Annotated in this window: 21 protein-coding genes; 5 read left to right on the top strand and 16 right to left on the bottom strand. The window is 37.3% G+C overall.

Going from position 1 to position 26816, the window contains the following annotated elements:
- Window positions 1-3 precede the first annotated feature (3 nt).
- The 7 genes from ACM46_RS05810 to ACM46_RS05840 all read right to left on the bottom strand — a co-directional run bounded on the left by ACM46_RS05810 (window position 4) and on the right by ACM46_RS05840 (window position 8885).
- Window positions 4-798, bottom strand: a complete 795-nt coding sequence (locus ACM46_RS05810; protein WP_048505704.1) for a thymidylate synthase — start codon at window positions 796-798, stop codon at window positions 4-6.
- A 156-nt stretch (window positions 799-954) separates the two neighbouring features.
- Entirely contained in the window at window positions 955-3720 is a 2766-nt protein-coding gene (locus ACM46_RS05815; protein ID WP_048505705.1) for a M4 family metallopeptidase, read from the bottom strand.
- 441 nt (window positions 3721-4161) lie between these two features.
- A complete protein-coding gene (locus ACM46_RS05820; protein ID WP_048505706.1) occupies window positions 4162-4602 on the bottom strand; it encodes a hypothetical protein in 441 nt (146 codons plus the stop codon).
- A gap of 177 nt (window positions 4603-4779) precedes the next feature.
- Window positions 4780-6126 (bottom strand): alpha-amylase family glycosyl hydrolase, encoded by a 1347-nt coding sequence (locus ACM46_RS05825; protein WP_048505707.1) that lies wholly within the window; start codon window positions 6124-6126, stop codon window positions 4780-4782.
- A 272-nt stretch (window positions 6127-6398) separates the two neighbouring features.
- Window positions 6399-6995: an IS1096 element passenger TnpR family protein gene (locus tag ACM46_RS05830; protein WP_048505708.1), complete on the bottom strand. Its 597-nt coding sequence runs from the start codon at window positions 6993-6995 to the stop codon at window positions 6399-6401.
- A gap of 135 nt (window positions 6996-7130) precedes the next feature.
- On the bottom strand, window positions 7131-8162 hold the full coding sequence (locus ACM46_RS05835; protein ID WP_048505709.1) for a sensor histidine kinase: 1032 nt from the start codon (window positions 8160-8162) through the stop codon (window positions 7131-7133).
- Window positions 8163-8207: 45 nt separating this feature from the next.
- Window positions 8208-8885: a response regulator gene (locus tag ACM46_RS05840; protein ID WP_048505710.1), complete on the bottom strand. Its 678-nt coding sequence runs from the start codon at window positions 8883-8885 to the stop codon at window positions 8208-8210.
- Window positions 8886-9083: 198 nt separating this feature from the next.
- Between ACM46_RS05840 and ACM46_RS05845 the strand changes: the two genes are divergently transcribed.
- Window positions 9084-11687, top strand: a complete 2604-nt coding sequence (locus ACM46_RS05845; RefSeq protein WP_048505711.1) for a TonB-dependent receptor plug domain-containing protein — start codon at window positions 9084-9086, stop codon at window positions 11685-11687.
- Window positions 11688-11716: 29 nt separating this feature from the next.
- A complete protein-coding gene (locus ACM46_RS05850) occupies window positions 11717-12940 on the top strand; it encodes a hypothetical protein (protein ID WP_048505712.1) in 1224 nt (407 codons plus the stop codon).
- Window positions 12941-13050: 110 nt separating this feature from the next.
- Here ACM46_RS05850 and ACM46_RS05855 read toward each other — a convergent pair whose 3' ends face one another.
- From ACM46_RS05855 to ACM46_RS23625, 8 genes are all read right to left on the bottom strand, one after another.
- Window positions 13051-15450 carry a hypothetical protein gene (locus ACM46_RS05855; protein WP_117614422.1) on the bottom strand — a complete coding sequence of 800 codons (2400 nt, stop codon included), beginning with the start codon at window positions 15448-15450 and terminating at the stop codon, window positions 13051-13053.
- A 212-nt stretch (window positions 15451-15662) separates the two neighbouring features.
- Window positions 15663-16901, bottom strand: coding sequence for an amidohydrolase (locus ACM46_RS05860; RefSeq protein ID WP_048505714.1), 1239 nt, complete (start codon window positions 16899-16901; stop codon window positions 15663-15665).
- A 343-nt stretch (window positions 16902-17244) separates the two neighbouring features.
- Window positions 17245-18087 carry an AraC family transcriptional regulator gene (locus tag ACM46_RS05865; protein WP_048505715.1) on the bottom strand — a complete coding sequence of 281 codons (843 nt, stop codon included), beginning with the start codon at window positions 18085-18087 and terminating at the stop codon, window positions 17245-17247.
- A gap of 165 nt (window positions 18088-18252) precedes the next feature.
- Window positions 18253-19587: an amidohydrolase gene (locus ACM46_RS05870; protein WP_048505716.1), complete on the bottom strand. Its 1335-nt coding sequence runs from the start codon at window positions 19585-19587 to the stop codon at window positions 18253-18255.
- Window positions 19588-19850: 263 nt separating this feature from the next.
- On the bottom strand, window positions 19851-21134 hold the full coding sequence (gene hemL, locus ACM46_RS05875) for a glutamate-1-semialdehyde 2,1-aminomutase (protein ID WP_048505717.1): 1284 nt from the start codon (window positions 21132-21134) through the stop codon (window positions 19851-19853).
- 74 nt (window positions 21135-21208) lie between these two features.
- Complete coding sequence (locus ACM46_RS05880) at window positions 21209-22270, bottom strand: glucosaminidase domain-containing protein (protein ID WP_048505718.1); 1062 nt, start codon at window positions 22268-22270, stop codon at window positions 21209-21211.
- A 16-nt stretch (window positions 22271-22286) separates the two neighbouring features.
- On the bottom strand, window positions 22287-23195 hold the full coding sequence (locus tag ACM46_RS05885; protein WP_048505719.1) for a 1-aminocyclopropane-1-carboxylate deaminase/D-cysteine desulfhydrase: 909 nt from the start codon (window positions 23193-23195) through the stop codon (window positions 22287-22289).
- A gap of 239 nt (window positions 23196-23434) precedes the next feature.
- Window positions 23435-23773, bottom strand: coding sequence for a hypothetical protein (locus ACM46_RS23625; protein ID WP_048505720.1), 339 nt, complete (start codon window positions 23771-23773; stop codon window positions 23435-23437).
- A 41-nt stretch (window positions 23774-23814) separates the two neighbouring features.
- Between ACM46_RS23625 and ACM46_RS05895 the strand changes: the two genes are divergently transcribed.
- Complete coding sequence (locus tag ACM46_RS05895; protein WP_007842321.1) at window positions 23815-23997, top strand: C1orf53 family protein; 183 nt, start codon at window positions 23815-23817, stop codon at window positions 23995-23997.
- Window position 23998: 1 nt separating this feature from the next.
- Complete coding sequence (locus ACM46_RS05900; RefSeq protein ID WP_048505721.1) at window positions 23999-24526, top strand: DUF4136 domain-containing protein; 528 nt, start codon at window positions 23999-24001, stop codon at window positions 24524-24526.
- Between the two features lie 84 nt (window positions 24527-24610).
- Here ACM46_RS05900 and ACM46_RS05905 read toward each other — a convergent pair whose 3' ends face one another.
- On the bottom strand, window positions 24611-25081 hold the full coding sequence (locus tag ACM46_RS05905) for a hypothetical protein (RefSeq protein WP_131707545.1): 471 nt from the start codon (window positions 25079-25081) through the stop codon (window positions 24611-24613).
- Between the two features lie 199 nt (window positions 25082-25280).
- Here ACM46_RS05905 and ACM46_RS05910 point away from each other — a divergent pair, with 199 nt between their 5' ends.
- Window positions 25281-26813 carry an endonuclease gene (locus tag ACM46_RS05910; protein ID WP_048505723.1) on the top strand — a complete coding sequence of 511 codons (1533 nt, stop codon included), beginning with the start codon at window positions 25281-25283 and terminating at the stop codon, window positions 26811-26813.
- Window positions 26814-26816 lie beyond the last annotated feature (3 nt).

Here is a 26816-nt window from a genome sequence, read left to right on the forward strand (position 1 = left end):
TGATTAGATGGCTACAGGAGCTTTAATTCCCGGGTGTGGGTCGTAATTTTCAAGGGTAAAATCTTCAAAATTAAAATCAAATATATCTTTTATCTCAGGATTCAGCTTCATGACCGGAAGCAGTCTCGGTTCTCTGGAAAGCTGTTTTTTCACCTGCTCAAAATGGTTGTTGTAGATATGAACATCTCCGAAGCTGTGAACATAGTCTCCTACTTCAAGATCACACACCTGCGCTACCATCATCAATAAAAGTGCGTAGCTCGCAATATTGAAAGGAACTCCCAGAAATACATCGGCACTTCTCTGATACAGCTGCAACGAAAGTTTTCCGTCTGCTACATAGAACTGAAATAAGGCATGACATGGTGCAAGGGCCATGTTGGGAATTTCTGCAGCATTCCATGCGGAAACGATCAGTCTTCTGGAATCCGGATTTTTTTTGATCTGATCAACTACCTCGGTAATCTGATCTACTATTTTTCCGTTGGCTCCCTGCCAGCTTCTCCACTGAGCTCCGTAAACAGGTCCCAGATCTCCGTTTTCATCTGCCCATTCGTCCCAAATGCTCACTCCGTTGTCATTCAGATATTTGACATTGGTATCGCCTTTTAAAAACCACAACAGTTCATAAATGATGGATTTCAGATGTACTTTTTTGGTGGTTACCATTGGAAAACCTTTAGACAGATCATATCTCAGCTGGTACCCGAAAACACTTCTGGTTCCGGTTCCGGTTCTGTCGGTCTTATCTGTTCCATTGTCTAGGATATGCTGTAAAAGGTCTAGGTAGTTCTGCATTTTTAAAGGCGGGTTTTAATGGTTCAAATTTAGAAAAAACTAACCGATTTTGAGTTATCATAGATCATAAAAAAACAGCTGTGAAAATTATTTCCACAGCTGTTTACTATTATTATTTTCTTATTGAATCCCTTAGAATCCGTTAAAAATCAATGATTAATTTTTAATAATTTTCTGGGTTACTTTCTCTTTTCCATTGTCCAATGACAGTACATATACTCCCTGAAGCAATGATTCAACGTTGATAGATTGAGATTTTGTTTCTCCGGAAAGCACTACACTTCCACGGGCATCGGTAAGCTGATACTTGAATTCTGCCCCGGAGCCGGATTTAATCTTAATCACATCTTTTACAGGATTCGGATACACGCTGATTGCATTATTTCCATTTACTGAAGATTCAGCAAAGATGGAGTTGATAGTACCTGCGGAAGCTATTCTCAGGGTATAGTCTTCAACCTGTCCGTAGCTAAATGTTCCACAAGATGAGGAAGGCACCGCGTTGTATTTCATTATGACTCTCATTCTTGTATCTCCCGTAACAGCAGTACTTGGAATGGTTATATTACCGGATACAGGAGAGGTTGTACTTGCCGTTTTTGACCAGGCCAGTTCTCCGGTGTCTGTGAAATCGCCATCGCCATTATAATCAATATAAACAGCATATCCTTCACTGTATTTTGTAGAAGTCCAGGAAGGAGTTATAGTCACTGTGTAAGAAGTTCCTTTTGTGACATTTCCAATAACAGAAGTGAAATTCTCATATCCCGTGGTTCCTGTTGAAGCTTTATTGATATCTGCAAATTTCACATTACTGATTCGTTCATCCGCAGTAGAGTTTGCAGAAGCCGAACAATAAGTAACAGCCGTACCCGATTGAGTTGTTACACTCACTGCATTACTTGCCGCTGAAATATTTCCTGCCGCATCTTTTGCTTTAACCGTGAAGCTGTACGCAGTTGCCGGAGTCAGTCCTGTTACTGTATAAGTGGTAGCTGTCGTAGATCCAAGAAGGCTTGTTCCTCTATACACGTCATAGCCTGTTACCGCTACATTATCTGTGGATCCGCTCCATGAAAGTGACGTAGAGTTCTGGGTTGTCCCTGACGCTGCCAATTGAGGTGCTGTAGGTGCCTGAGTATCGGTAACCGGAGTCCCTGAGTAGGCGGTTCCTAAACCTACTGCATAAAATGCATTCTGAGTAGCCTTATGTTCCGCAGAATCTGCACCGAAAAGATCTTTTGCCGTTTGAATTCCATAGGTCATGGCATTCGTATAATTAGAATTGGCTGTAAGATAAGAGGTTTCTAGTCTGTAAGCTATTTTTGCTGCTTTTTCAAATCCTATTCCTGTAACGTTATAATTATTTCCTATATCATTCGTTCCGGTACCTCCTGTTACTAAAAGATAGAACCAGAAGTTTAAAACACCGCTGTTGGTATGAACGCCACAATAGTCGTTCTGTTGCTGACTAGGCGTAACACATCCTGTAGTGGTTGCATCTTTCCAGTAGGTTCCTTTATAAGTATCCGGCTGTTTGGACAGACCTGAGTTTGGATTACTCAAAGATCTCAGATAGTTGGGGGATACTTTTGTAATCTCCTCCCCAATTAAAAAGTTTTGTTTTTCCGGGGCATATGCATTTTCAACCACCGCTCCCCAAATATCGGAAAAACCTTCATTCATAGCTCCGGATTCTCTCTGATAGGCCAGCTGAGCTGTAGATCCGCACACGGCATGTCCTAACTCATGGGCTGTAACGTCAAAGGCTGCAAGCGGTTTAAAAGTGGTTGCTCCATCACCATACACCATTGCAGTTCCGATCCAGGCTGCATTTTCCCAGGAAGTTGATACATGGATATAGCTATTGAGAACAGCTCCCTGATTATCATAACTATTTCTGTTGAATGTATTTTTGAAATAATCATATGTTTTTTCCACTCCCCAATGAACATCAAGTCCTACATCGTTACCACTGGCATTATGTTCTGCCGCTGTCCAGTTGTTATCAGTGTCTGTAATATCGGTCTTTACAAGGTTGGTATATGCTCTATTTCCGTTGTTGTATGTATTGACACCTCCTCCTCTTGTATTGTCTCTTAAAACATATTTTCCGTTGAGAAGGGTGGTTTCAATAGATTTTGTTCCGCTGTACCTTGTTTCGGCATTTGCAGTAACAAAAATAGATCTAAAGTCTTCTTTTGATTTATTTTCTGCTCCTATCACAGAATGATTATGTGTTTCATTTCCATGGACATTCTCATTAGCATGCTTCATGATAGGATCATTAAGCAGCACCGCCCCTGATTTCGCATCTACATATACATTGGATCTTAAAAAAGGTTCTGCTGAAAAAATGTCGAATTTATAGGATAAGAGAAGTCTGAACTTTCCGTTGGCAGCCTCAACCGGAATTAAAACCAATTCTCCTTTAGGCTGATATCCAATTTCTCTTCCATATTCGGTATTGGTCATCAGGGTTTTTGCGCCTATATATTTCATGGCTTTCTGAAGGGCTTCAGATTCGGAAACATCGGCCTGGGTATTGATATCAGAAGTATCGTACATTTCGCCATTCATACTTACCAGGCTGCCTTTTATGTAATGCAGGGTATATCTGGCAAATTCAACTTTAATTCCGTTGTGATAAAGCTGGTACCTTTCATCGGAAAAATCGCTGAAAAGTTTGGCAGATTCGGTTTTCACCATTTTCGATCCGGCCGGCAGGTTTAAAACCTCTGAAAAGAATCTTTCATTATCAGACAAGGCTACCTCTTTAGCAGCAGCTCCGGGATTAAAGATAATCAGTGATGATCTTCCGTCTTCACTGTTTATTCTTTGCCCAACATATTTTTGGGCCTGAAGAGAAATCCCACTTATTAAAAGCGGAATAAAAATCGCAGAAGTCAATTTTTTTTTCATAAATAAAAATTTATATTGTTTTATTGGAGTGTTACCAAATTTAATAATAATACCTATGCAAAAACAATAAAATTTCATTTATTTTAAATTAAAATTCATAATTATAGTTAAATAATTAAATATAACATAATAATAGAAAACAAATATTTAACAAAAAATATCAATTCAATTGAATCAAAATACTAAATAAAATTTCATAACCATTTCATTTGATTAAATATTTTAAACATGAAATCCTATAAAAAATTAATCGTTTAATCAGGAATTCTGAAATATTTCTTTATCAACAGTTTTTTTAATTAAAAAAGAGGATACAGTATAAACTGCAACCTCTTTTTATTACCGGATTCCGGCTGGACAACTATTTATTTATTTTATATGCCAGCAAACACCTCAATCTATTTCATTAAGAATCTGGCCTATAAAAAACTAAACACCAGTTTACCATATATTCAGAATGGTTTGAGTTATATTATTAATTGTAAATTCTTCACCTGCTTTTTTTCCGTACATCGCCTTCACCAAAGGAGACTCTGCAGAAACAGTCATAATTTTCTGATTTTCTGATACAATTTCACCCAAAGATGCTGCAATATAAAACAGTCCTTTATCTGTTTTTACAAGGGCTCCGTTTTGGACTTTCTCCGATGGTTCAGTATTTATTTTCTGAATAACTGACTGCTGATTTAGAGATTCGTTTAACTGTCTCTGGAGGTTATTGATCTCCTGCTGAAGCATTTCGCGGCCGGTTTCGTATTTATCTCCCATCGAACTTTTTGTATCGTTACTGGAAGCACGGGTTTCGGCAATAAGCGTTTCGAAATACCGGATCTTCTCTGCAATTTTTGTTTTTATTATATTTAGTAATTCCTGTTTGTTCATGTTGTGACAGTTTTCGTGTAGAAACTCCCGTATTAATTTCCCGGGAAGATGATGGGCAAAAATATGAATTTTGGCTAAAGCCGGCTGCAGATTTTGGATAAAATAAGCGGGCTAAAGCCCGCCCCTATTGAATATTTATAATAAGCTGAATATATTTCAACTTCTATTTATGAGTATTTATTTTTCAAAAACGGCATAGTCCGAAACATTCAAAACGAAATATTTTCCGCTGTCAAAGTCCCTTTTTGTTCTGTCAAAAACATTTTTAAAAGTACCTGAAAGATTTTCATCTTCAATAGTAAAGTTGACGGGTTCTTTTGACATATTCAGAACAACAAGCACCTCGTCTGCTCCATTTTTTCTTACATAGGCCAGAATTTTATCATTAGCCGTCGTATTCAGCAAATAAGTGGAAACGTTGCTGTCTCCTCCTCTTAATGCGGGATTGGAGGCTTTTAACTCCAGTAAGGTTTTATAAAAATCAGCCATCTGGTAAGTAGTGCTCCATTTAATAACATCTTTTTCGAAGAATTCCAGTCTTTTCATATTGGGAAGTTCCTGACCGGAATACAACAAAGGAACGCCGTTCCAGGTAGCAGAAAATACAGCCATGGGCTTTGTGATCACGCCATATTTTTCATATTCCGTTCCGTTCCATGAGTTTTCGTCATGGTTTGACGTAAACCACGCCCGCATTGAGGCGTCCCCGATGTTTGAATATTGTCTCAGTAAGTCTTTGAGTTCCTGAAGAGGTTCGTTTTTCTTATAATAATCTGCAGATTTGTGCATCCATTTCCATGAATAACTGGCATCGAATACTTTTCCATAGGCAGGACTTTCCAGTTCATCAAATTCTCCTAACCAGAAAAGTGGCTTTATTTTTTCCACTTCCGGGCGAGCCTGTTCCCAAAAATCTACTTCTACCCACGAGGCAAGATCGCATCTGAAACCATCGATACCGGTTTCTTTTACCCAGAATTTCATGGCATCAATCATTGCCTGCCTCATCTCCTGATTTTTGTAGTCCAGTTCTATGATATCATCCATTCCGGAAGCGATGTGAAATTTCCCATCCGGGTCTTTCAGATAAAATTCAGGGTGAGTTTTCGTCCAGATATGATCCCATCCTGTATGATTGGCTACCCAATCTATAATGACTTTGAAACCTAATCTGTGTGCTTCATTCACCATATGTTTGAAATCATTCATGGTTCCGAATTCCGGATTGATGGAAGTATAGTCGGATGCAGCATAAGGACTTCCCATACTTCCTTTTTTGTTTTGCTGGGCAATGGGAGTTATGGGCATAAACCAAAGTGTTTTGACGCCCATTTTCTTCAGGCGGGGCATTTCTTTTTCAAATGCTTTGAATGTTCCTTCGGGGGTATATTGTCTTATGTTTACTTCATATATATTAGTGGTGTGCTTCCATTCTTTCGGCAGATTCATAGTGTTTGTTGTATTTTGAGTGGTACAGGAAACAATTCCCAGACCAATTACTGATAGTAGAATTAATTTCTTCATGCATTTATTTTTAACAAAAGTAAGGAAAAATGAACTGTGTAAAGGTGAATTGTGAATTTTGCTTAGCAAGTGAATGATTAATCGTCAATAATAAATATATGGTCATAAAATTCACTATTGACTTGGCAGCAAATATTGAGTCAATTGTGAATCGTCAATGGTGAATTTTATATCTGTGAAAAACTGACCATTCACTTGCGAAGCAAAATCCTACTTTCACAAAAAAAACCCCGGATAAAAAATCCAGGGCCTTCTTATATTATTTTCAGATATTATCTTTCATCGTCGTTGTCTTCTTCATCTTCGAAAACATCGTCGTCGTAGTTTTCTTCTTCTTCATCATCAAAATTATCGTCATCTTCATCTTCGAAGTTACTATTTCCTCCAAAGTCATCATCAAAGCTGAAATCATCATCCATTAAAGGCATTGCAGATTTTTTCTTAGATCCTCCGCTACCACTTTTGCTTGGTGCTTTTAAAGGAACGTTTCCAAATCTGTAAACAGTGATAGGATAATTAACTCCTTTTGTCTCTTCAATGATCTCCACAAGCTCACAGAAAAACTCCCAAAGATCAAGAAGTCCATACTGGAACTGGGCTTTGTCACCTACATTTCCAAAAGCTTCATCAATATATACATCCGACATAATTTCGCCATCACCATCGTCACTCATATCTTCTAGGGGAACACTTTTAACAATTGTTCCGTCATCTTCCAACATATTAAAAGTAGAAAGTTCGTCTCCCTGCAGACTGAACGCACTTTTAATTCCCAAATGTAAGTTCCATAGTGATTGCTTTCCTTTTACTTCAATATCACGGAAAATATCCTCTTTCGCATCTAATATTACGCGGATCTTGTAAACCATATCAGTTTCTTAAATTACTTTTTTTGCCTTAATTATTATGATAAATCTCTGTTGCAAATATATAATAAATGACATGTGACAAAAAAATATTTCAGGATTTTTTAAAATATTTTTTTTTCTTACATTTTACCAAAATTATTTACTTTTTTCAAGCATAAAACTAAATTTGGTTCCTTCCAGATAAACACTTTCTACTGTAATATTTTCGTTGTGGGCTTCCAGTATGTGTTTTACAATGGCAAGTCCAAGTCCTGAGCCCCCTTCCCTTCTGCTTCTGCTGGTTTCCACACGGTAAAATCTTTCGAAGATTCTTGGAAGAATTTCGGCCTTAATTCCCATCCCGTTATCAATAACTTCAATTAAAACTTTATTTTTGAGAACGCTGGTTTTCACCACTACTTTTGCTTCCTGTCTGTTGGCATAATGAATGGCATTGGAAATTAAATTAATAAAGACCTGTGAAATCTTCTGTTTATCGGCATCCACAAAAATCTGGGGATGAAGGGTCTGAATCTGCAGGGTGGTATTGTGCTTTTCCGCTTCAAATTCAAGCAGCTCAAAAATTTCTTTAATCAGCAGATTCACATCAAATTTTGAGGAAGTAATGCTGATTTCTCCCGCTTCAAGCCTGTTGATCATATCAAGATCTGTAACGATCGCAATGAGTCTTTCTACAGATTTATCAATTCTTTCCAGATATTTATCGCGAATAGTAAGATTGTCTACTCCGCCATCCCTAAGGGTTTCCACATATCCCTGAATAGAAAACAAAGGGGTTTTAAGTTCGTGGGAAACGTTTCCGATGTATTCTTTACGGTAGCTTTCCATTTCCTTCATCATATCGATCTCCGTTACCTGTTGCTGATTGAGATCCGAAAATCTTTCTCCAAGTTCTTTGATGGTGATATTTTCGTTATTGTCGTTCACAATTTCCTGAGGAAGCATTTGTGAAAGCCCGCGAACCTGCTTTTTTCCGTAATAGTTGAAAAGAAGTTCAAGAACTACATAATTGATGATAAAAATAAGGACCAGACAAATAAAAAGCCCCATTTTAAAAAAAGGGGTCTGGTAATAGATATCCTTCAGTGAATCAAAAATGATTACTAAAAGAAACATCACCAGTGTCAGGAGACACGAGGCGACGAGTGTAAGTCTGTAAAATTTCAATTTTACAAGTTTTTATTGGTTATGTAAAAGTAGGAATTTAAGGTCTTAAACGATAAGCTTATAACCGATTCCTTTTAATGTCTGGATGGTATTGATTCCCAGTTTTTCTCTTAATCTTCTGATGTGAACATCAATGGTTCTCTCTCCTACAATCACATCATTGCCCCATACTTTTTCAAGGATTTCTTCTCTTTTGAATACTTTTTCGGTATTGGAAGCCAGAAGATACAATAAATCGAATTCTTTTTTAGGAAGAAGGAACTGCTGCCCGCTTTTTGAAACCCTGAAGTTGTCTTTATCAATCACCAGATCTCCGATTTCGATTAATTTAGCATTATCAGAAACCTGTGAAGTAAGCTGTAATAGAGCATTTACCTTAGAGATAAGAATTTTTGGTTTGATCAGCTTTACGATATAATCATTGGCACCTGCCTGGAATCCTGCCAATTGGGAGAATTCTTCACTTCTTGCAGAAAGGAAAACTATCAGTGATTTCTGAAGTTCTTTTACTTTACGAAGCTCCTGACAGGTTTCGATACCGTCTTTTTCCGGCATCATGACATCGAGCAGGATAAGGTCCGGAATGATTTCTTTGGCTTTATCTATACCTTCGTTACCATTTGTAGCAGTATAGATATCATAACCTTCTTTTTCTAAGTTGTAAGACAGAATCTCTAAAATATCCAGTTCGTCGTCTATTAAGAGTATTTTCTTTTGGTTCATTTTAAATTTTTACTGAGTCAAAGTTAATAAATTTTAAAGCACAGATGAACACATCTATTATCGTTCACATAAAGTTAACAATAATATCCTTTTCTTAATGTTTAGTTAAAAAAAAATTAAAATTCGCTAAACCACTTACCCCACTAATCTTTTATTCCTTTGCACCGAAAGAATCTAGTTAACAAAGTAAGTAAAATAATGAGAATTAATAAACTTAGCATCGCGGTCATATTTCTATCCGGATCCATGTTTTACGCTCAAGAAACGAAGCAGGACACGATCATTAAGGAAAAAAAGATTGACGGCGTAGTAATCCAAGGAAGCAGCAACAAGAAAACGGAAACTGCAGTATTAGGAGAACAAAAAAAAGCGATTATTCAAAAGCAGGCCGTAAGTGCTGAAGAGATTTCCAGAAAAGGAATTTCCAACGTAGAACAAGGCCTTACCAAAGTAACGGGAATTACTACAGTAGAGGGAAGAGGACTTTTCGTAAGAGGTCTTGAAGAACGATACAATTACTTATTGATCAACGGTCTTGGATCTCCATCCAACAACCCATTCCAAAAGATTATTGCCCTGAAACAGTTCCCTACGGACGTAGTAGGAAAACTGAATATCTATAAGACTTTCAACTCCAACCTTTACGGAGATTTTGCGGGAGCTACTTTTGATATTGAAACCCTTACGATTGACAAACCATTTACGAAGGTGGAATTCAGTGTGGGAGTGAATACTTTGAGTACTTTCAGAGATAATTTTAAGGTAGCTGAGGGAGCAGATGGAATAAAGGGATACTTAGGACTCAACTCAAGAGACAGAAGATTACCTAACGAGGTTAGAGATTTCAGACCCAATACCCATAACTTTACAAAAGACGAATCCCTTAATTCTTTTAAAGATTCATGGAATGTTGACAATGTTAAGTCTCTTCCAAATACAAGTATAGGTTTCACAACGGTACAAAAAGTAAAAGCAGGTGAAACAGGAAATATCGGATTCCTTTTCTCTTTAAACCAAGGTTCAAAATATTCATATAGAGAAGGAGCCAGTAACCAGTTCAGAGATAACGGGCAAATCATAGAATTAAGTAACTTACTGAACAAGAAGAGTTATGTTTATGAACTTGAATCATCTGTATTGTTAGGGGCTGCTTATAAAAATAAAGGAACAAATATCAGCCTTAATGCTATCTATTTACAAAACTCTGAAAATATAATTGAAGATTTTACAGGATACAAAAACTTCAGTGTTGAAGACAAGCGTTTTTTCAGAACAAATCAACAGGATATTTCAAGATTTTTAAATCTACAACTAACGGCTTCTCAAAAGCTTGGAGAACGTCATTTATTCAAAGCCGGAGGTAGTTATGTAATCAATAATTATAGCCAACCAGATAGAAAAATTTTCGAACTTACCTTACCTAGTGACTACAGTAATGCTGCATTTTCCTATGGAGGAAGTAACCTCATCAGACAATATCTGGATGTTAATGGCAGATTTTATGGTTCAGCTTTCGGAGAATATTCCGTTTTCTTAGGAAATAAGGGTGACCGAAAGGATTATCCAATACAATTATCTGTTGGATATAATGGCTTTTCTGATATAAGAAAAAATTCGTACCGATTTATTTTTGGTACTCCAAAAGGAATTAATACTCCTGTTCAAATTAATGTGGATCAGCCTCAATCTACTTTTAACAGCTCTATTCAAAATGATAAGCTTTTCTATAAAGAAGAAAGTAACCCTAACGGATATTTGTCAAATATTTATCAGTTCGTGAACGCAGGCTATCTTAACTTTAATTATAAGCCTAATGAAACTTGGGACATTTTAATTGGTGGAAGGTTTGAAAATGACATGCGTGTAATCAGATATTCAAATGGAGAAGAAGGGGTTAAAGATATAACACCAAACAAAAATTATATTTTACCATCCCTTTCCATCAAAAAAGCATTAAATAATAAAAATAATTTAAGACTTTCATTAAGTAAGACCATTACACGTCCGATCCTTATTGAAACAATGCCAATTGAGTATATCAACCCTGATAACACAACTGTCCGAGGAAATCAGTTTATTCAGAACAGTGAAAACTATAATATTGATTTGAAATGGGAATACTTCCCAACAAACAAAGAGATGTTTGCTGTGAACCTTTTTGCAAAGAGAATCGATAATGCTATCGAAAAATCTATTGCGCCATCCGGAAATGCAAGTGGTGTTGTTATTACCTACTATAATGCAGACAAAGCGACTCTTGCCGGAGTAGAATTAGAAGGTATTCTAAATTTAGGTAGATTTTCAGAAGCTTTAGACAAGTTTACATTGGGAGCAAATGCTACATTCATGTATTCGGATGTTAAAAGAGGTACTGATCAACTTAAAACAGAAAAACCTAACCTTCCTGGATTTACTGATGATCAACTACGCAGAAGAGGATTACAAGGAGCCGCTCCTTATACAATCAATGCTGATTTAAAATATGAGTATAAAAACTCAAGAAATTTAAGCAGTACATTCTCAATTGTTTATAATGTTTCAGGATCAAAAATATATGCCGTAGGAGGTTCAGGAACAGACAATTACTATGAAAAACCATTTAATCAGTTGGATTTTGTATACCAAAATCAAATCACTAAAAACTGGAATGTTAAACTGGGAGTTCAAAATATCCTGAACAGTAAATATCGTGTAGAATTGGGAGACAACAGTTATTATGCTGTAAAAACAAATGGCAATTATGCCCTTAACAATTATTTCACAGGAGTCAACTTCAACTTTACGGTTGGCTATACTTTCTAAATTCGTAAAAATTAAATCTTAGTATAAAAATGAAAAAGAATCTTTTATCCTTATTTTCCTTAGCTCTAGCATTGAGCTTAACATTGTCTTCATGCTCTATTGAAATTAATGACGGAGACAATGGTAGTGGAACTGTAACTACTCCAGGTACCACGGAAAGTGTACTTAGCGGTAGTGGAACGCTTTCTGGTACAATCACAAAAGATATTTTAATCAAAAAAGGGAATTATACTCTTGATGGTGTTGTAAAAGTAACAAACGGGGCAACAATTACTATTGAAGCTGGTGCTGTATTTAATGCTGTAACAACAAAATCAAGCAGCTTAGTTATATTACAAGACGGAAAAATAAATGCTGTAGGAACTGCAAGCGAGCCTATCGTTTTCACGACAGCTAACAAACAACCTGGAGATTGGGGTGGAATTACGTTATACGGTAAGGCCCCTATCAAAGCGGTAAATGGATTACCACAGGCTTTATCTGAAGATGGAAACAGCGTTTATTACGGAGGTGATGATGCTAACCATAATTCAGGAACAATGAAATTCGTTCGTGTTGAATATGGTGGAAAGAAAATTAATGATGGTACTTCTGAAACCAATTCTATGACATTCTATTCTGTAGGAGCAGGAACTACTCTTGAAAACCTGGTATCTTACAAAGGAACTGATGATGGTTTTGAGTTTTTTGGAGGAACCGTTAGTGCTAAAAACCTTGTAGCCTATGGAAACTATGATGATTCATTTGACTGGCAGGATGCCTGGAGCGGACAAAATAACACCAACTGGTACGCTTTCCAGACAGGAACAGGAAACTTTGGGATGGAGATTGAAGCTTCTGCGAATGTAGACAATACAGCTCCAAAAATTTCCAATATCACATTGATCAGAGATGCCAATACAAATCCTGAAGTTGCAGGTTCAGTGGAAATTTCTGCAATCCAGTTCAAAAGACAAGGTACAGGTATTTTCTCTAATGTATACATCAGCGGATATAAAAATATGGGTGGAAAAAGTGCTTACGCAGTTTTAATCCAGGATGCTGCTACAGAAACAAGCCAAGTGAATACCGGAAAAGTGGTTGTAGCTCCTCTTACTTACTTAAACTCTGATAACGCAGGAGTTTGGGGATATGCATTTACTCCAAACGGTGCTAAAACATTCACCAATACAGCTACAGTTACCAAAGTAACCCTTACTCCCGGAGCATGGGCTACAGTAGATGGAGTAAACCTTTTAGCTGCTTTACAGTAATAACTAGTTTCTTCATATCAAATTTTAAAAGCCATCAGGATTTCTTCTGATGGCTTTTTTGATTTTATAAAAACATGCGGATCACTCTTTTGGAAGCTCTCTATCCAATACTATTTCACCACTTCATTATAATAAACCGGCATATAGCTATTTTTATCATACCCCATAATGATGATCCTGTAATTTCTGGCTTCATCATTGTTATAAAACTGCACTTTTGCAGGCTCCCGCTGAATTTCCAGAAAAGGATTCCAATACAGTACAGAACGGGCATCTTTTGGAATTTTTCTAAACTCTTCATTGCTGTAATCCGGGTTGATGAACGGAGTATCTTTCGGATATCCTTTTAATGAAATTTTCTTTAGCATGCTGGGTTGATTAGAATTGGCAGAACCCGTCATTCCGCCTCTGCGCGTATAAATGGCAATAGCCCCATTACCGCCGCCAAAACCGCCTGCAAAATAGCCCTTGATGACTTTCACCATAGCAATATCTGCCACAGAAATAGATGAAATATAACCCGCATCTGCAGGCATTTCATCTACATAAATTCCCACGCGGGATCCCCTCAGCATGGGAACATAATTGCCTCCCTGCGACTGTATGTCCAGCCCAGCCACTCTTCCCTGCAGCCACTGAAGAATATTGACACTGGCCACATTATTATTATCGTTTACAAAATCAAAAACAACTTCATTTCCACTTCTGAATAAAGAACTGCTTAATGTGGCATTAAGCGTTTTGGTTAAATTTTTCTTCTGTCCTGTTAACTTAACCTCTTCAATATCCGTCACTTTTTCTCTGAGGGTCTTCTGAATATTTTTATTGGTCACATATCCTGCAATTTCATCAGGCAGCTTTTCATTGGCATCACGTTTTGTCAGGAGATACCGGCTTTCCGGCATATTGCCTTTATAAGGGATAAAATCAAAATTAGGCTGAAAGATCACCTGAACCTGTTCTTTGGGAATCTTCTGTTCGCTGTTTAGCTGATAAGATACTTTCAAAACATCTTCGAATACCAATCCGTTTAAACTGAAAAAGCCTTTATCATCTGTTTTTACCTGATGAAATGCGGTGGACGGGCTTTTATCCGTAGTTGAAAAAACAAGGTTAAGATCTGCGTTAGGAGCCGGATTTCCCAGAACTGAAACTTTTCCTTTGTAAGAAATATAGTTTTCAGGTTTATTTTTAATCATAGGAAAGTTTCCCAGAGTCAGCATTTTCCAGTCGAAGCGTTTCCATTTTTCGGAAATTAACAAGGCATCCAATGCTTCTCCATTACTGTTTTTATCGAAATAGCGGGCAGGAGAACTGATGTTTGATTTGATATCACCTGTAAGCCATAAAGTACTTAAAAGGTTGTTATCATCTTCAGAGCTTTGGGCATTTCCGTCCATAACAAGTACGGAATAATCAGACTCGCTGTCGTCTTTTGTAATACTGAAGGAGTTGGAAGCACGCGGACTTTCACTAAGCGATAAGGACTGAAGTTCAGGTTTCTTAATTTTCAATAATTCATGCTGCACAAAACAAAGCCTTTGTACAAGCAAGTTCTCATGATCATCAAAAATACTGATCTGCAAAATACCATTTACGAGTCTATCAGCTGGAATGGATAATGTTTGGCCGGATATTTTTGCAGCAATGGCTTTATAAACCAGCTGATTATCCATAGTTCCGATGATTTTATATCCTTGAGATGCCGACAGGTTTTTTCCGGTTAACGTAAAAGCTACCGCCTCTGAATTACTTTTTACCTGTAGATGAACACCAGATACAGCTACATCGGGAAGATCTATACTTTGTTTAGCTCCATTAGAATCAAAAACAATCACCCTGTATTTCTTCCCATTTTGAGGCGTGAGTTCAAATGCTCCTACATTTTCATCAAAACCGTCGAAGCTTATCATTTTGGTATCCGGTTTTTCAGTATCAACAACATAGCCACTCCATTTTGAAGGGGTAAAACCTTTGGAACGAAGTCTTACGGCAAATTTTGTGGGAATTCCTTCAATAAAAGTTCCGCTTTCAGGATAAGCTTCAGCGTGCCATGCCGAAAGACTATCTTTCACAAGCTTTTCCGGAGAAGAAGGATTGTAGACTTCAATAGGACGTATCAGTTGAAAATCCTCACTGAAATTAGTCATCCATGTTGTATAAGCTCTTATATAATAGACATTTTCTTTCAATGTTTCCGGAAGGCTGATGCTTCCGCCACCTTTTCCATTCAGGAGAGGAACGAATGTTTTTGTAATCTGGGTTTTGTTCTGGTCATACAATTCTACAAAAAGATTGGTAGAAATTGTAGAAGGATTGTACCCTTCAAATACAATGGCTTTAAACCATATATTTTCCCCTGTCAGATAATTTTTTTTATCAAAAAGCAGATGTATTTTTTCCTGAGGATATTTTTCTTTAAATGTTTTTAATGCTTCTTCAACTTTAATTTGTGAATTAAATTCATTAACCATACCCAGCACAAGTATGAATATCAGTTTTCTCATCATAGTATGAATTTGGTTTTATTTTTTCAAGATTAAATAATAAAAATAAACTTTTTACAAACAATAAAAAACTAAATCAAATTTAAGCTTTTATATTTTTATTTATTTCAATGAAAATATAAAAATACCTCAAAAACAGACACAAAAAAAGCCATCGGAATAACCCAATGGCTTTTATTTACAAAGAACAAGTATATAAAAAATATATATTTCAATTATGATCTCCAGAACAGATTCCCATCATTCATAAGGGCTTCTACTGTGGAGATTCTGGAAACGGCTTCTGCAGAACAGGAAGCATCGGTAAGGATAACGGATGCATCGTCTCCCGGTTTCGGCCATTGCTGTTTTCCTTCATCATTTAAAGGAATGGTGGTCTGAGTAGCAAACTGAAGGGCTCTGGATAAGTCGAACTCCGTTTCATATCCATATAATTCTGCCATAAGATTCGCCTTCTGAAGCATATTCCCGGATCCGAAAGTACTCCAGTAATCCTGCACATTATCATTTCCAATCAAAACATTCACTCCATGTTTTTTCAATACAGGAATTGGCATAATGGTTCCTCTGAACGGTACTGAAGAAGCAATTCCTACCTTTCCTGCTGCCAGTCTTTCCGCAATATGTTCTGTTTCTTTCTGGGAAAGATGTCCTAAAGCAAAAGCATGACTTACAAATGTTTTCCCCTGCAGTTCCGGATTTTCAATCGCCTTATCAATCAGATAATGAATTGTTTTCATTCCGGACTCTCCTGCTTCATGCAGATGAATATCAATTCCTTTTTTATGGTCTAAAGCCAGCTGAACTGTAAAATCGAGTACTTTTTCTATATTTCCGTCAATGCTGAAAGGATCAAGCCCTCCGATAAAACCTACACTTTTCAGCTTTGCTGCCTCTTTCATTAAAGGAAGAGTATCCGTATAATACAAACCATGTTGTGGAAATGCAACAAGTTCAGCTTTAAAAGAATCCTTCTTATTTTCTAATGCCGTTTCCAGATGTTCAAGCGATTGTAAACCTGACGTAGGATCAATATTAAAATGTGCTCTCGAATAATGAGTTCCGTAATGCTGGAGAAGACTGATCAGCTGTTCTGCCCTTTCCACGGATGTTTTCAGAAGTTCGGGAATGATTTCCTGCTCGTAAGCAATCATGTCCTTCACCGTTCTCCGTTTGGGCGAAAGTGCCTGCCAGGGAAGTCCATACAGGGTCTTGTCCAGGTGGATATGCATATCTCTGAACGCAGGAAGCATCAGAAACCCTTTGGCATCCCAAACATCAGAAGCAGGATCATTCGCTTTTACCATTTTGATTTTTCCTTCTTCAATTTCAATACTGAAAAGATCAGTTTCTGTACGGACCACTTCTCCTTCATTGTATTCGAATCCCGTTTCGAGACGGACATTTTTGAGTGAATATTTTCCTTTTGCTGCCAACTGGTAGGGAAACTGCATGACTTTTATTTTAACATGACAAAGGTACAACCGCTTCATTTCAGGAGCGATGTATCAATTATGCTTTGTTTTGTATGGATTATTATTTAACCTGAGTCGGGATAAGGAGTAGCATTAAATAATTAATTATTAAAGCTATCATTTATCGCAATGATAAACAAGGAATTCTTTACCTTTTAAATGTCTTAAAGCGAGACAAAGCCACTTCGTTTATTAAAGTAATACAAAGTTGGGTATTACTTCGATAGGCTTTATTTCTTTGTACATCTTAAAAAATGAAAAATCATCGTATTAAACCTTTCTGTTCAGTTTTTCATTTAGAAAGCATTATCCCAAACCCAAGTTATTTAAACTGAGACGGAGTCATTCCCGTCTGTATTTTGAAAAATTTGGAAAAGCTGGCATGATCGTAAAAGCCTAATTCATAAACAATATCTTTTACAGACATTTCCGACACTTTTAAAAGGCGTTTTGCTTCCAGCAGAATACGGTCCTGAATAAGGGAAGATGCCGAAGCATTGAGATTTTTTTTACAGACAATATTCAGATAATTGGCAGAAATATGAAGCTTCTCCGCATAAAAAGAAACTGATCTCTGCGTTTTGAAATGTTCATCAATAAGATGCAGAAATTTGGAAATAATAGGATTGGAATGATATTTTTCAAAATCTTTGAAAGTTCCTTCCACGGATTTACTGACCAGCAGTCCGATAAGCTCACTTCGTTTCTGTATGACTTCCCAAAATACATTCTCCGCACTCACCTCTTTCTGAATGGCCTGAAATTCATACAGAAAAGTTTTAAAAATTTCTTTGGAAAGATGAATAACCGGATGATTCTGATAATAAGAAGCTGAAAATCTCAGGGAAGGCAGAAAACTTTCAAACCAGTCTCTGCTGATCATCAATTGATAACCCACCGTCTCCTTTTCTATCACCCACTGATGCACCTGATCCGGAAAAACAAGATGAATCTGGCTGTTTCCTACCTCGTATTCCGTAAAATCTATGGTATGGCTGCCTTTCCCGCGTTCGAATAGATTAATGATAAAAAAATCGTGCTTATGAGGCTCATCAATAGAACGTTCCCCATGCAGCTCATTAAACAGCAAATGACAGCCCTGAAGCTGGTTTTCACTGAATTCCTGAATTCCCAAAACCGGAAAATGATCTGTATGATAAGCCACGTGCCCTGATTTTCTCCTAAAATTAGTAAAATTTATGCAGGAAATCTTCGGGGCAGAGGAAATTTTCATTCTTAAACAGGTTTGATAAGTTTTTGAAACATTAAGAACGGTGAAGGAGGTAAGAATGGTTCAATTACGCACGTTTATATTTCTTGAAGTAAAATTTTAATACACTACATTCCCCTGATACACCAACGATTCCACATTGGAAATTCTTGAAACTGCTTCTGCAGAACAACTTGCATTCACCAGCACGAAATCTGCCTGATCTCCTGTTTTGGGCCATTGCTGTTTTCCCTGATCATCCAGTGGAAGAACATTTGCTGTTGCCAGTTTCAGACTTCTCGATAATAAAAACTCTGTGGAATATCCATACAGCTGAGCCATTAAATTGGCTTTCTGAAGCACACTTCCCGTTCCAAAAGTATTCCAGTGATCTACAATACTGTCATTACCTGTCAATACATTTACATGATGCTTATACAGCGTAGGAATCGGCATGATGAGACTTCCGAACGGAATGGTAGAAACAATTCCGATCTGAGCTTCCGCCAATTTTTCAGCGATCTCTTCCTGCTTGGCTTTATCCAATTTGGCCAGAACAAAACAATGGCTAAGGAATGTTTTTCCTTTCAGTGAAGGGTTTTCATTCACTTTTTTAATAAGATATTCAACAGTATTCAGGCCGGATTCTCCTGTTTCATGAAGATGGATATCAATTCCTTTTTTGTGGTCTAAAGCCAATTGAACGGTGAAATCAATTGTTTTTTCAATCGCTCCATCTATGGTAAAAGGATCTACACCGCCAATAAAATCAATATCCATCTGTGCTGCTTCTTTCAGGTAAGGCGCTGAATCTGTATAAAATACGCCATGTTGAGGAAAAGCCACAAGTTCAGCTCCGAAAGTCTTTTTCTTATTATCCAGCGCTTTCTGAAGTTTTTTTAATGAATTCAATTGGGATGTCGGCTCGATATTGACATGGCTCCTTGCGAAAGAAGTTCCTTTGGACTGCAGCAGTTCAATCATTTTTTCTGCTTTGAATGTTGAGTTTTTCAGCATTTCAGGGAGCATTTGCTTCTCCAGTTCAATCATTCCTTTTACGCCTCCTTTTCTTTTTCTTACTGCCTGCCATTGGTCTCCGTAAAAGGTTTTATCAAGATGAATATGCATGTCTTTAAAAGCAGGAAGCATCAGCATTCCTCGGGCATCAACAGCTTTTGCGTTGGGCTGGTTCGGACTGATGGTTTTTATCTTTCCGTTTTCTGTTTCTACATAAAAAAGATCGGTTTTGGTAGCTATTACTTCTCCTTCCTCATATTCGAAGCCGGTTTCCAGACGGACATTTTTAAAGGCTGTTTTTCCTTTTGCCAGGTGATTCTGTTCATCGAAAAAAGGAGATGCTGCCATGATATTGGGTATTAAAGTAAGTCCGGCGGCGGCCAGTGCTGAGTTTCTTATAAAATCTTTACGCGAAATAGGGTTGTCAGAGATATTCATTCCAATCTGTTTATGACAAAATTAAAAAGAAGCGGAATGATCGGGATGTATGGTTTATTACAATATCTGTACGATTTATTGAAGCATTGTGTTTTTTGGTTTTGAAAAGGTGTAATTATTTTTTTTTGACCATTCTCCAAAGGATAAGGATTGGGATCCGATGAATATTATTCTTCGTTAAAACTCTCCTATTTCAAAATAATAATGTCATAAAAAAGACCGGATTTAGTCGTCCGGTCTTTGTATAATGTATGGGTTAGCTGTTAAGAATATTCAAATTTTCTTACCGCTTCCAATGTCATGTCAATTTCTCTGTCTTTGATTGCGTCACTTATGAAATAGGTTTCATAGCCGCTTGGTGGAAGATATACTCCATTTTGAAGCATCTGATGGAAGAAATTATTGAACAAAGGATGGTTTGCTGCCTGCGCTTCATCAAAATTGGAAACTCTGTTCGTATGGAAAAATACGGACATCATGGATCCTTTTCTGTTGATCTTATGTGCAATTCCTTTTTCATTCAGAATTTTACCGATTCCGAAATCCAGGGTTTCCGTTGTTTTATTGATTCTGTTGAAGAATTCCGGATCATTTTTGATAAGCTGTAATGTTTTCAATCCGGCTCTCATAGCCAATGGATTTCCGCTTAAAGTTCCGGCCTGGTAAACGCCTCCTTTAGGGGCAAGGTGGTCCATAATTTCGTTTCTTCCTGCAAAAGCTCCTACTGGAAGACCTCCACCGATTACTTTACCGTAAGTCACAAGGTCAGCCTTTACATTATAAAGTTCCTGCGCTCCTCCGAATGCCAGTCTGAATCCTGTCATTACTTCATCAAAGATTAATAACGCTCCGTTTTCGTCACAGATTTTTCTTAAATTCTGAAGAAAATCATTTTCAGGAAGTACGCAACCCATATTCCCGGCAACCGGTTCAATGATAACGGCAGCAATTTCCCCTTGATTGTGACGGAAAAGGTCTTCTACCTGTTCAAAATCGTTGTAACGGGCTAGCAGAGTGTCTTTAGCTGTTCCTTCCGTAACTCCGGGAGAATTAGGGTTTCCGAAAGTAGCAGCACCACTTCCGGCTTTGATTAAAAATGAATCTGAATGGCCGTGATAGCAGCCTTCAAACTTCACAATTTTATCTCTTTTCGTAAAACCTCTTGCCAGTCTTACGGCACTCATACATGCTTCTGTCCCTGAAGAAACCATTCTGATCTGGTCAATATTCGGGACATTTTCTATGATAAATTTTGCAATTTCTGTTTCCAGTTCAGTGGGTGCACCGAAAGAGAAGCCTTTTTCAGCCTGCATTTTCAGTTCTTCCAGTACTTCAGGATGGGTATGTCCTAAAATGGCCGGCCCCCAGGAATTGATGTAGTCAATATAAGTATTGTCATCTGCATCGGTAAGGTAAGCTCCTTTTGCGGATTTCATAAATACGGGAACCCCTCCTACCGATTTGAATGCGCGCACAGGAGAATTTACGCCGCCCGGAATGTATTTGTAGGCTTCATCGAATAAAGCCGAACTTCTTTGGTATTTCATATTTTAGTGGATAGTTGACCATTTATATTGGGTCGTTCACTGAAAACTGACCCTTAAAAAACGTCAACAAAAAATTAGTTTCTAGGTTTTTTATCAATTAAATAAATCAACTGTCCTGCGGAAGGTTTTTGTCCTTCATCCATTCTGTTTTTTGCGTATAATTTATTTAATTTGATTCCGAATTTCTGTGCGATATCGTGCATATCCTCGCCTGACTCGGCTTTGTAGATGGCAGTAGTTCCTGCGGAGTTTTTAGATTCAAGGAACACAATATCATTTTTCTTTAAAATATTGCTGTCCAGTTCATTCCATTTAGCCAGTCTGCTTTCGCTTACTTTGAATTTATCTGCAATGAATTTTACGGTGGTATCTTCAGGAATAACGATATATTTTAAGCCTTCATTCGGGTGGCTTTTAATCAGGATTGAGTTAAGAATTTCGGCTTTTGTTTTGATTTTTTCCACTCTTTTCTGCTGCTGGGCATAAGAGGTCTGCTTGTATGGAACTTCTACGGTAACGGGTTCTTTAGCTTTCTTAACATTCATTTTTGATGGTTCCAGCTGAGCCATAAATGTTCTGTCGTCTTTCAGATCCGGATACATTTTCAACACGGCATACAGCACTTCTCTGGAATTGGTATCATCGTACTCGTAAAGTCTGTATCTTTCAATTTTGCCGATCAGGATTGAGGCATAACGAGGGTTTGTAGCATACCCTGCTTTTTTCAGTCCATGTGCCCATGCCTTGTAATCTTTCATGTTCAGATTGAAAAGGTTGGCGTAGTATTTTCTTGTGGACAGGAATATGGAGTGATCTTCATAAGACTGTCGCGGATCATCATAAACACGGAAACATTCATTGGGAGCATCATCCGTATGCTTCATGGTTTTTCCTGTCCAGTCTTCTTTACATTTTATTCCGAAATGATTTTTGCCTTCCTGTGCCAGTCTGCTCTGCCCTCCTCCGGTCTCCAAGAGTCCCTGGGCCAATGTAATAGAAGCCGGAATTTTGTATTTTTCCATTTCTTCTACCGCATATTTAGCGAATTTTTGAATATACTGGTCTTCAGTAGCCCAAGTCTGAGCTGAGAATTTTGATAAAACTAAAAGGCTTATGAGTAAGAAAAGTCTTTTCATGTTTTTCAATTTTTACTTATATAATTAAATTTCTATTCTGTTTTTCTAAAAGCAGATTAGCTCCTTCAATACCCTGCAATCCGCCGGTATGAAAACACAAAACCCTGCTGTTCTCAGGAAAATAGCCTTCATGAATGAGTTCGAAAACTTTCTGCATCATTTTTCCTGTATATACCGGTTCCAACGGAATCCCGTATTTCTCTTTAAAATCATTGATAAAACGGATCGTTTCATCTTTTATTTTACCATAACCTCCGAAACATGAATCTATTAGATTAAGATTCCGCATTGAAGTTAATTCTAAAATTTTATTCTCAAGTGAAGCATCGTCAACTACTTTAAAACCTATAACTTTCTGATTTTCTTCACAAAATTCTGCAATTCCGGAAACCGTTCCTCCGGTTCCGACTGCGGTGCAAAGATAGTCAAAATCTTTTGTTTGGTCATTCAGCATCATTTTTACGCCTGCAACGGCTTCTTTATTGGTACCACCCTCAGGAATAATCAGGGCATGAGGAAATTCGTTCTGTAAAAATTCGGTTAATTTTTCTTTATGTCTGTATTCTTCACGGCTCACGAATTTAAGATTCATTCCGTTTCTTTTCGCAAACAGCAGTGTAGGATTGTCCCGCCATTTATTGGCAAGCTCTTCTCCTCTTATCAGGCCTAATGTAGGGATTCCCGCTAAATTTCCGACCGCAGAAACTGCTGCAATATGATTGGAATATGCTCCTCCAAAAGTAATCAGGTAAGGGCTTTCCGGATGGTTTTCCAGATAATTGTTGACGTTGTAAAAAAGTTTCCAGTATTTATTTCCGGAAATCTGAGGATGAATAAGATCTTCTCTTTTTATAAAGAGTTTTATATTGTAATCAGTAGGTATTTCCTGAATGGGAACAGTTTCTGCCGGGAATTTTAATAGCATTTCTAAAGTTTAACTATTATTGCAAAATTACTAAAAGATTTGGATTTGTTTTTTTGTTTTGAAATTTAGGTTTTGGCTAAAGCCAATGGGTGTGTTATTTTTTGAGCGAGCGGGCTAAAGCCCGCCCCTATTGAATTTTAATAAGACCTATTAAATCATTAAATCATTAAATCATTAAATCATTAAATCATTAAATCATTAAATCATTAAATCTTTTAATCTTTTAATCTTTTAATCTTTTAATAATTCCCCCTCCAATACTTCCTGAAATTCCAGAATTTTCTTTTCCTCAGATAATTGAGATCATGCTCCATAGTATAGGCTTCCCTTTCAAATGAGATTCTTTTATAGGCAAGGAAGCTGTTTTTTAATTTGAAAAACCAGTAGTAATATTCGATGACATAAAAAATATAGAAGAAAATGACAAGCATTTCCAACTGCTGTCTTAAATGGATTTTTTCGTGATTGATAAGTACTTTATTTTCCTTATCTTCGGGTTTCCTAATGAAGATAAAGGGAAAAAGAGCGATGCCGTTAATTTTTAATTTTTTTAGAGGCTTTTGGCATATAATTATCATACAAACAAATATAAAGTTTTTTTGACTTAGAGATTTAACTTATGGCCCATTATGACATCAAAGAAGGTGAAGACTTCTACTACAATGAACAGGGGTACAAGGTTTTTACGGAAAAATTCCATCTGAAAAGGGGATATTGCTGTAAAAGCGGCTGCAGACACTGTCCTTACGGGTACGATAAAAAGACTGATACATTCATTAAAAACGATAAAAAAAATAAATAAAATGAAAAAATATATTTTTATTTTGTTAGCAGCGGCTGCATTAGGCCTTACATCGTGCAGTCCATTTCAGGTGCGTTCAGATTATGCGGAATCTGCTAATTTCACGACTTATAAAACCTATAAGATAAGAATTGACGATCTGAAACTGAATGATATTGATAAAGACAGAGTGTTAAACGAATTATCGAGACAGCTTCAGAGCAAAGGTCTTCAGTCCGGCGAAAATCCTGATCTGATCGTTAATGTAAAAGCCAATCATAAAAAAGTAACGGATATCACCAGCAGTTCTCCATACGGAATGTGGGGATGGGGCGGTCCTTTCGGATGGGGCGTTGGAATGAACAGAACATGGACCAGCAATTATAATGAAGGGGCACTCATCGTGGATCTTATAGATTCCAGAACGAACAAACTGGTTTGGCAGGGTATCGGAAGCGGAATTTCCGTAGATTCTCCAAAAGCTAAACAGAGACAGATTCCTGAGATCATGGCTGAGATCATGAAAAACTATCCTCCTCAGAGAAAATAACAGATATTTAAATCAATTATCATATAAAAACGCCGGTACAATATTTTTGTACCGGCGTTTATTATTTTAGCAAAACCTTACTTTTTAATTTAAATTGTTCAAGTAATAGATCAGTTTATCATTCCTGTTTGTGACAAACTCTTTTCCGTCTTTATTGATCCTGTATACTAAAACTCCCTGGTTATAAGTGTCCCAGATTTTAAACTTATATATTCTTTGTTTGGTATATATACTGACAAAATATTCTTTTCTTTTTATGGGATGATTAACCCATGAAAATTCATCAGACTTTAGTTCCTGGAAAAGTTGATTATATTTCTCCGCATTATAGGTTTGATTATTGATAACTACTCCTGTGACATTTGAAAATACTTCGTGGTTATACGTATTGTATTCTTTTAAATCATACCCTACTTTGATCAAATATCCCATCAATAAGATCACATATATTGTGAATGGAATGTATAAATTGATTTTTTTCTGTTTTACAACAGCAATAAGAATGATGGTCAAAAACGAAAAAACAAAAATAATTCCTATATAAATACTCCCCATAATTTACTTTAATCCTGGCATATAGTTTCTGTGTTATAAAAGTAGCGCTTTTAAAAATAGGATGGCCATTATTAATTTCTCATCAATTTCCCTTCATTGCAATGGTATGCATAAAACTCCATGCAGTACATTTTAAAATTAACAATAATGTAATTTCTTATTCGTGAAAATATAGTATTCTTACAAAAATTTTATTAGTATGAAAAAAATTATCTTATGTACTGTAATAGCGGGGTTTGCCAATGCCCAGGCTCCTGCAGGTTATTACAATTCTGCAAATGGATTGAGCGGTGCCCCGCTGAAAACGGCATTAAGTAACATTATTTCAAACGGACATCAGGACAAAGGATACGGAGGTCTCTGGACGGCTTATAAAACGACTGACATTGATAAGAATTATGAAAATGACGGTTCGATTATGGATATCTATTCAGAAAAACCTTCAGGAGCCGATCCTTACAAATATACACCGGGAACCAACCAATGTGGGACCTATTCTACGGAAGGTAACTGCTACAACAGAGAGCATATTGTTCCTCAAAGTTTATTCAGCGAAGCTTCTCCTATGGTTTCGGATATCCACTTCATCAGGGCTACAGACGGAAAGGTAAACGGGATGAGAAGCAATTATCCTTTCGGAAAAGTAGGGTCTGCAACATTCACTTCGAAAAACGGATCTAAACTGGGGAGTTCTTCTTCTTCAGGATATGCAGGGACGGTTTTTGAACCGATTGATGAGTTTAAAGGAGACGTGGCAAGGATGATCTTCTATTTCGTAACCCGTTATCAGAGTAAACTTTCTTCTTTTTCTTCGGGTAATATGCTGGGAAGTTCAGCGTTTCCGGGATTACAGACCTGGGAACTGAATGTTCTTCTTGCGTGGCACAACCAGGATCCGGTTTCTCCTGCCGAAGTTGCCCGAAACAATGCTTCTTACACCTATCAGGGTAATAGAAATCCGTTTATAGACAATCCTAATTATGTCAATCAGATCTGGGGTTCTTCCACGCCGGGAACTACCGACCCGGGAACGCCTACTCCTAATCCGGGCACCAACTGTGTGAACGAATCGTTTGAAACAATTCCGGCAGCCAATGCTTCTTACACGACCAGAACATGGACAGGAAGCGGGATTTCATGGACTGCAACCGATGCCAGAACCGACCAGACGATCAATACCAAAGCGATTACGGTAAGAGATGGTTCTCTGACTTCAGGAAGTTCCGCAAACGGAATCGGATCTTTAACGGTGACCACTCAGCTTAAATTTTCAGGAAGCAACGGAACTTTTGATGTAAAAGTAAACGGAACAACCGTAGGAACAATACCTTACAGCGCTACTGCAACCACTACAACGATCAATAATATCAATATTTCAGGAAATGTAACGGTAAGCCTTATCAATAGCTCATCCAGCAACAGAGTAGCTATTGATGACCTTAAATGGACTTGCTATTCGGGAACAGCCAGGATCGCTCAAAAATCGTCTGCAGAAACAGCAGCGGTTCAGGAACTTCAGGTATACCCTAACCCAATCTCCGGACAGGAAATTTTTGTAAAAGGAAATACGCAGAACATTAAAAAGGCTGAAATCTTTAATCTTCAGGGGAAAACTTTACAGACTATCAACAGTCCTTTTAAAAATGGAAATTCCATTAAGATCAGAAATCTTGAGCAGGGAATCTATATTTTAAAACTGGATCAGACTACGCTGAAATTTATTGTGAAATAAATG

Origin of the sequence: Chryseobacterium angstadtii (genome assembly GCF_001045465.1) — a bacterium.
GTDB lineage: Bacteria > Bacteroidota > Bacteroidia > Flavobacteriales > Weeksellaceae > Chryseobacterium > Chryseobacterium angstadtii.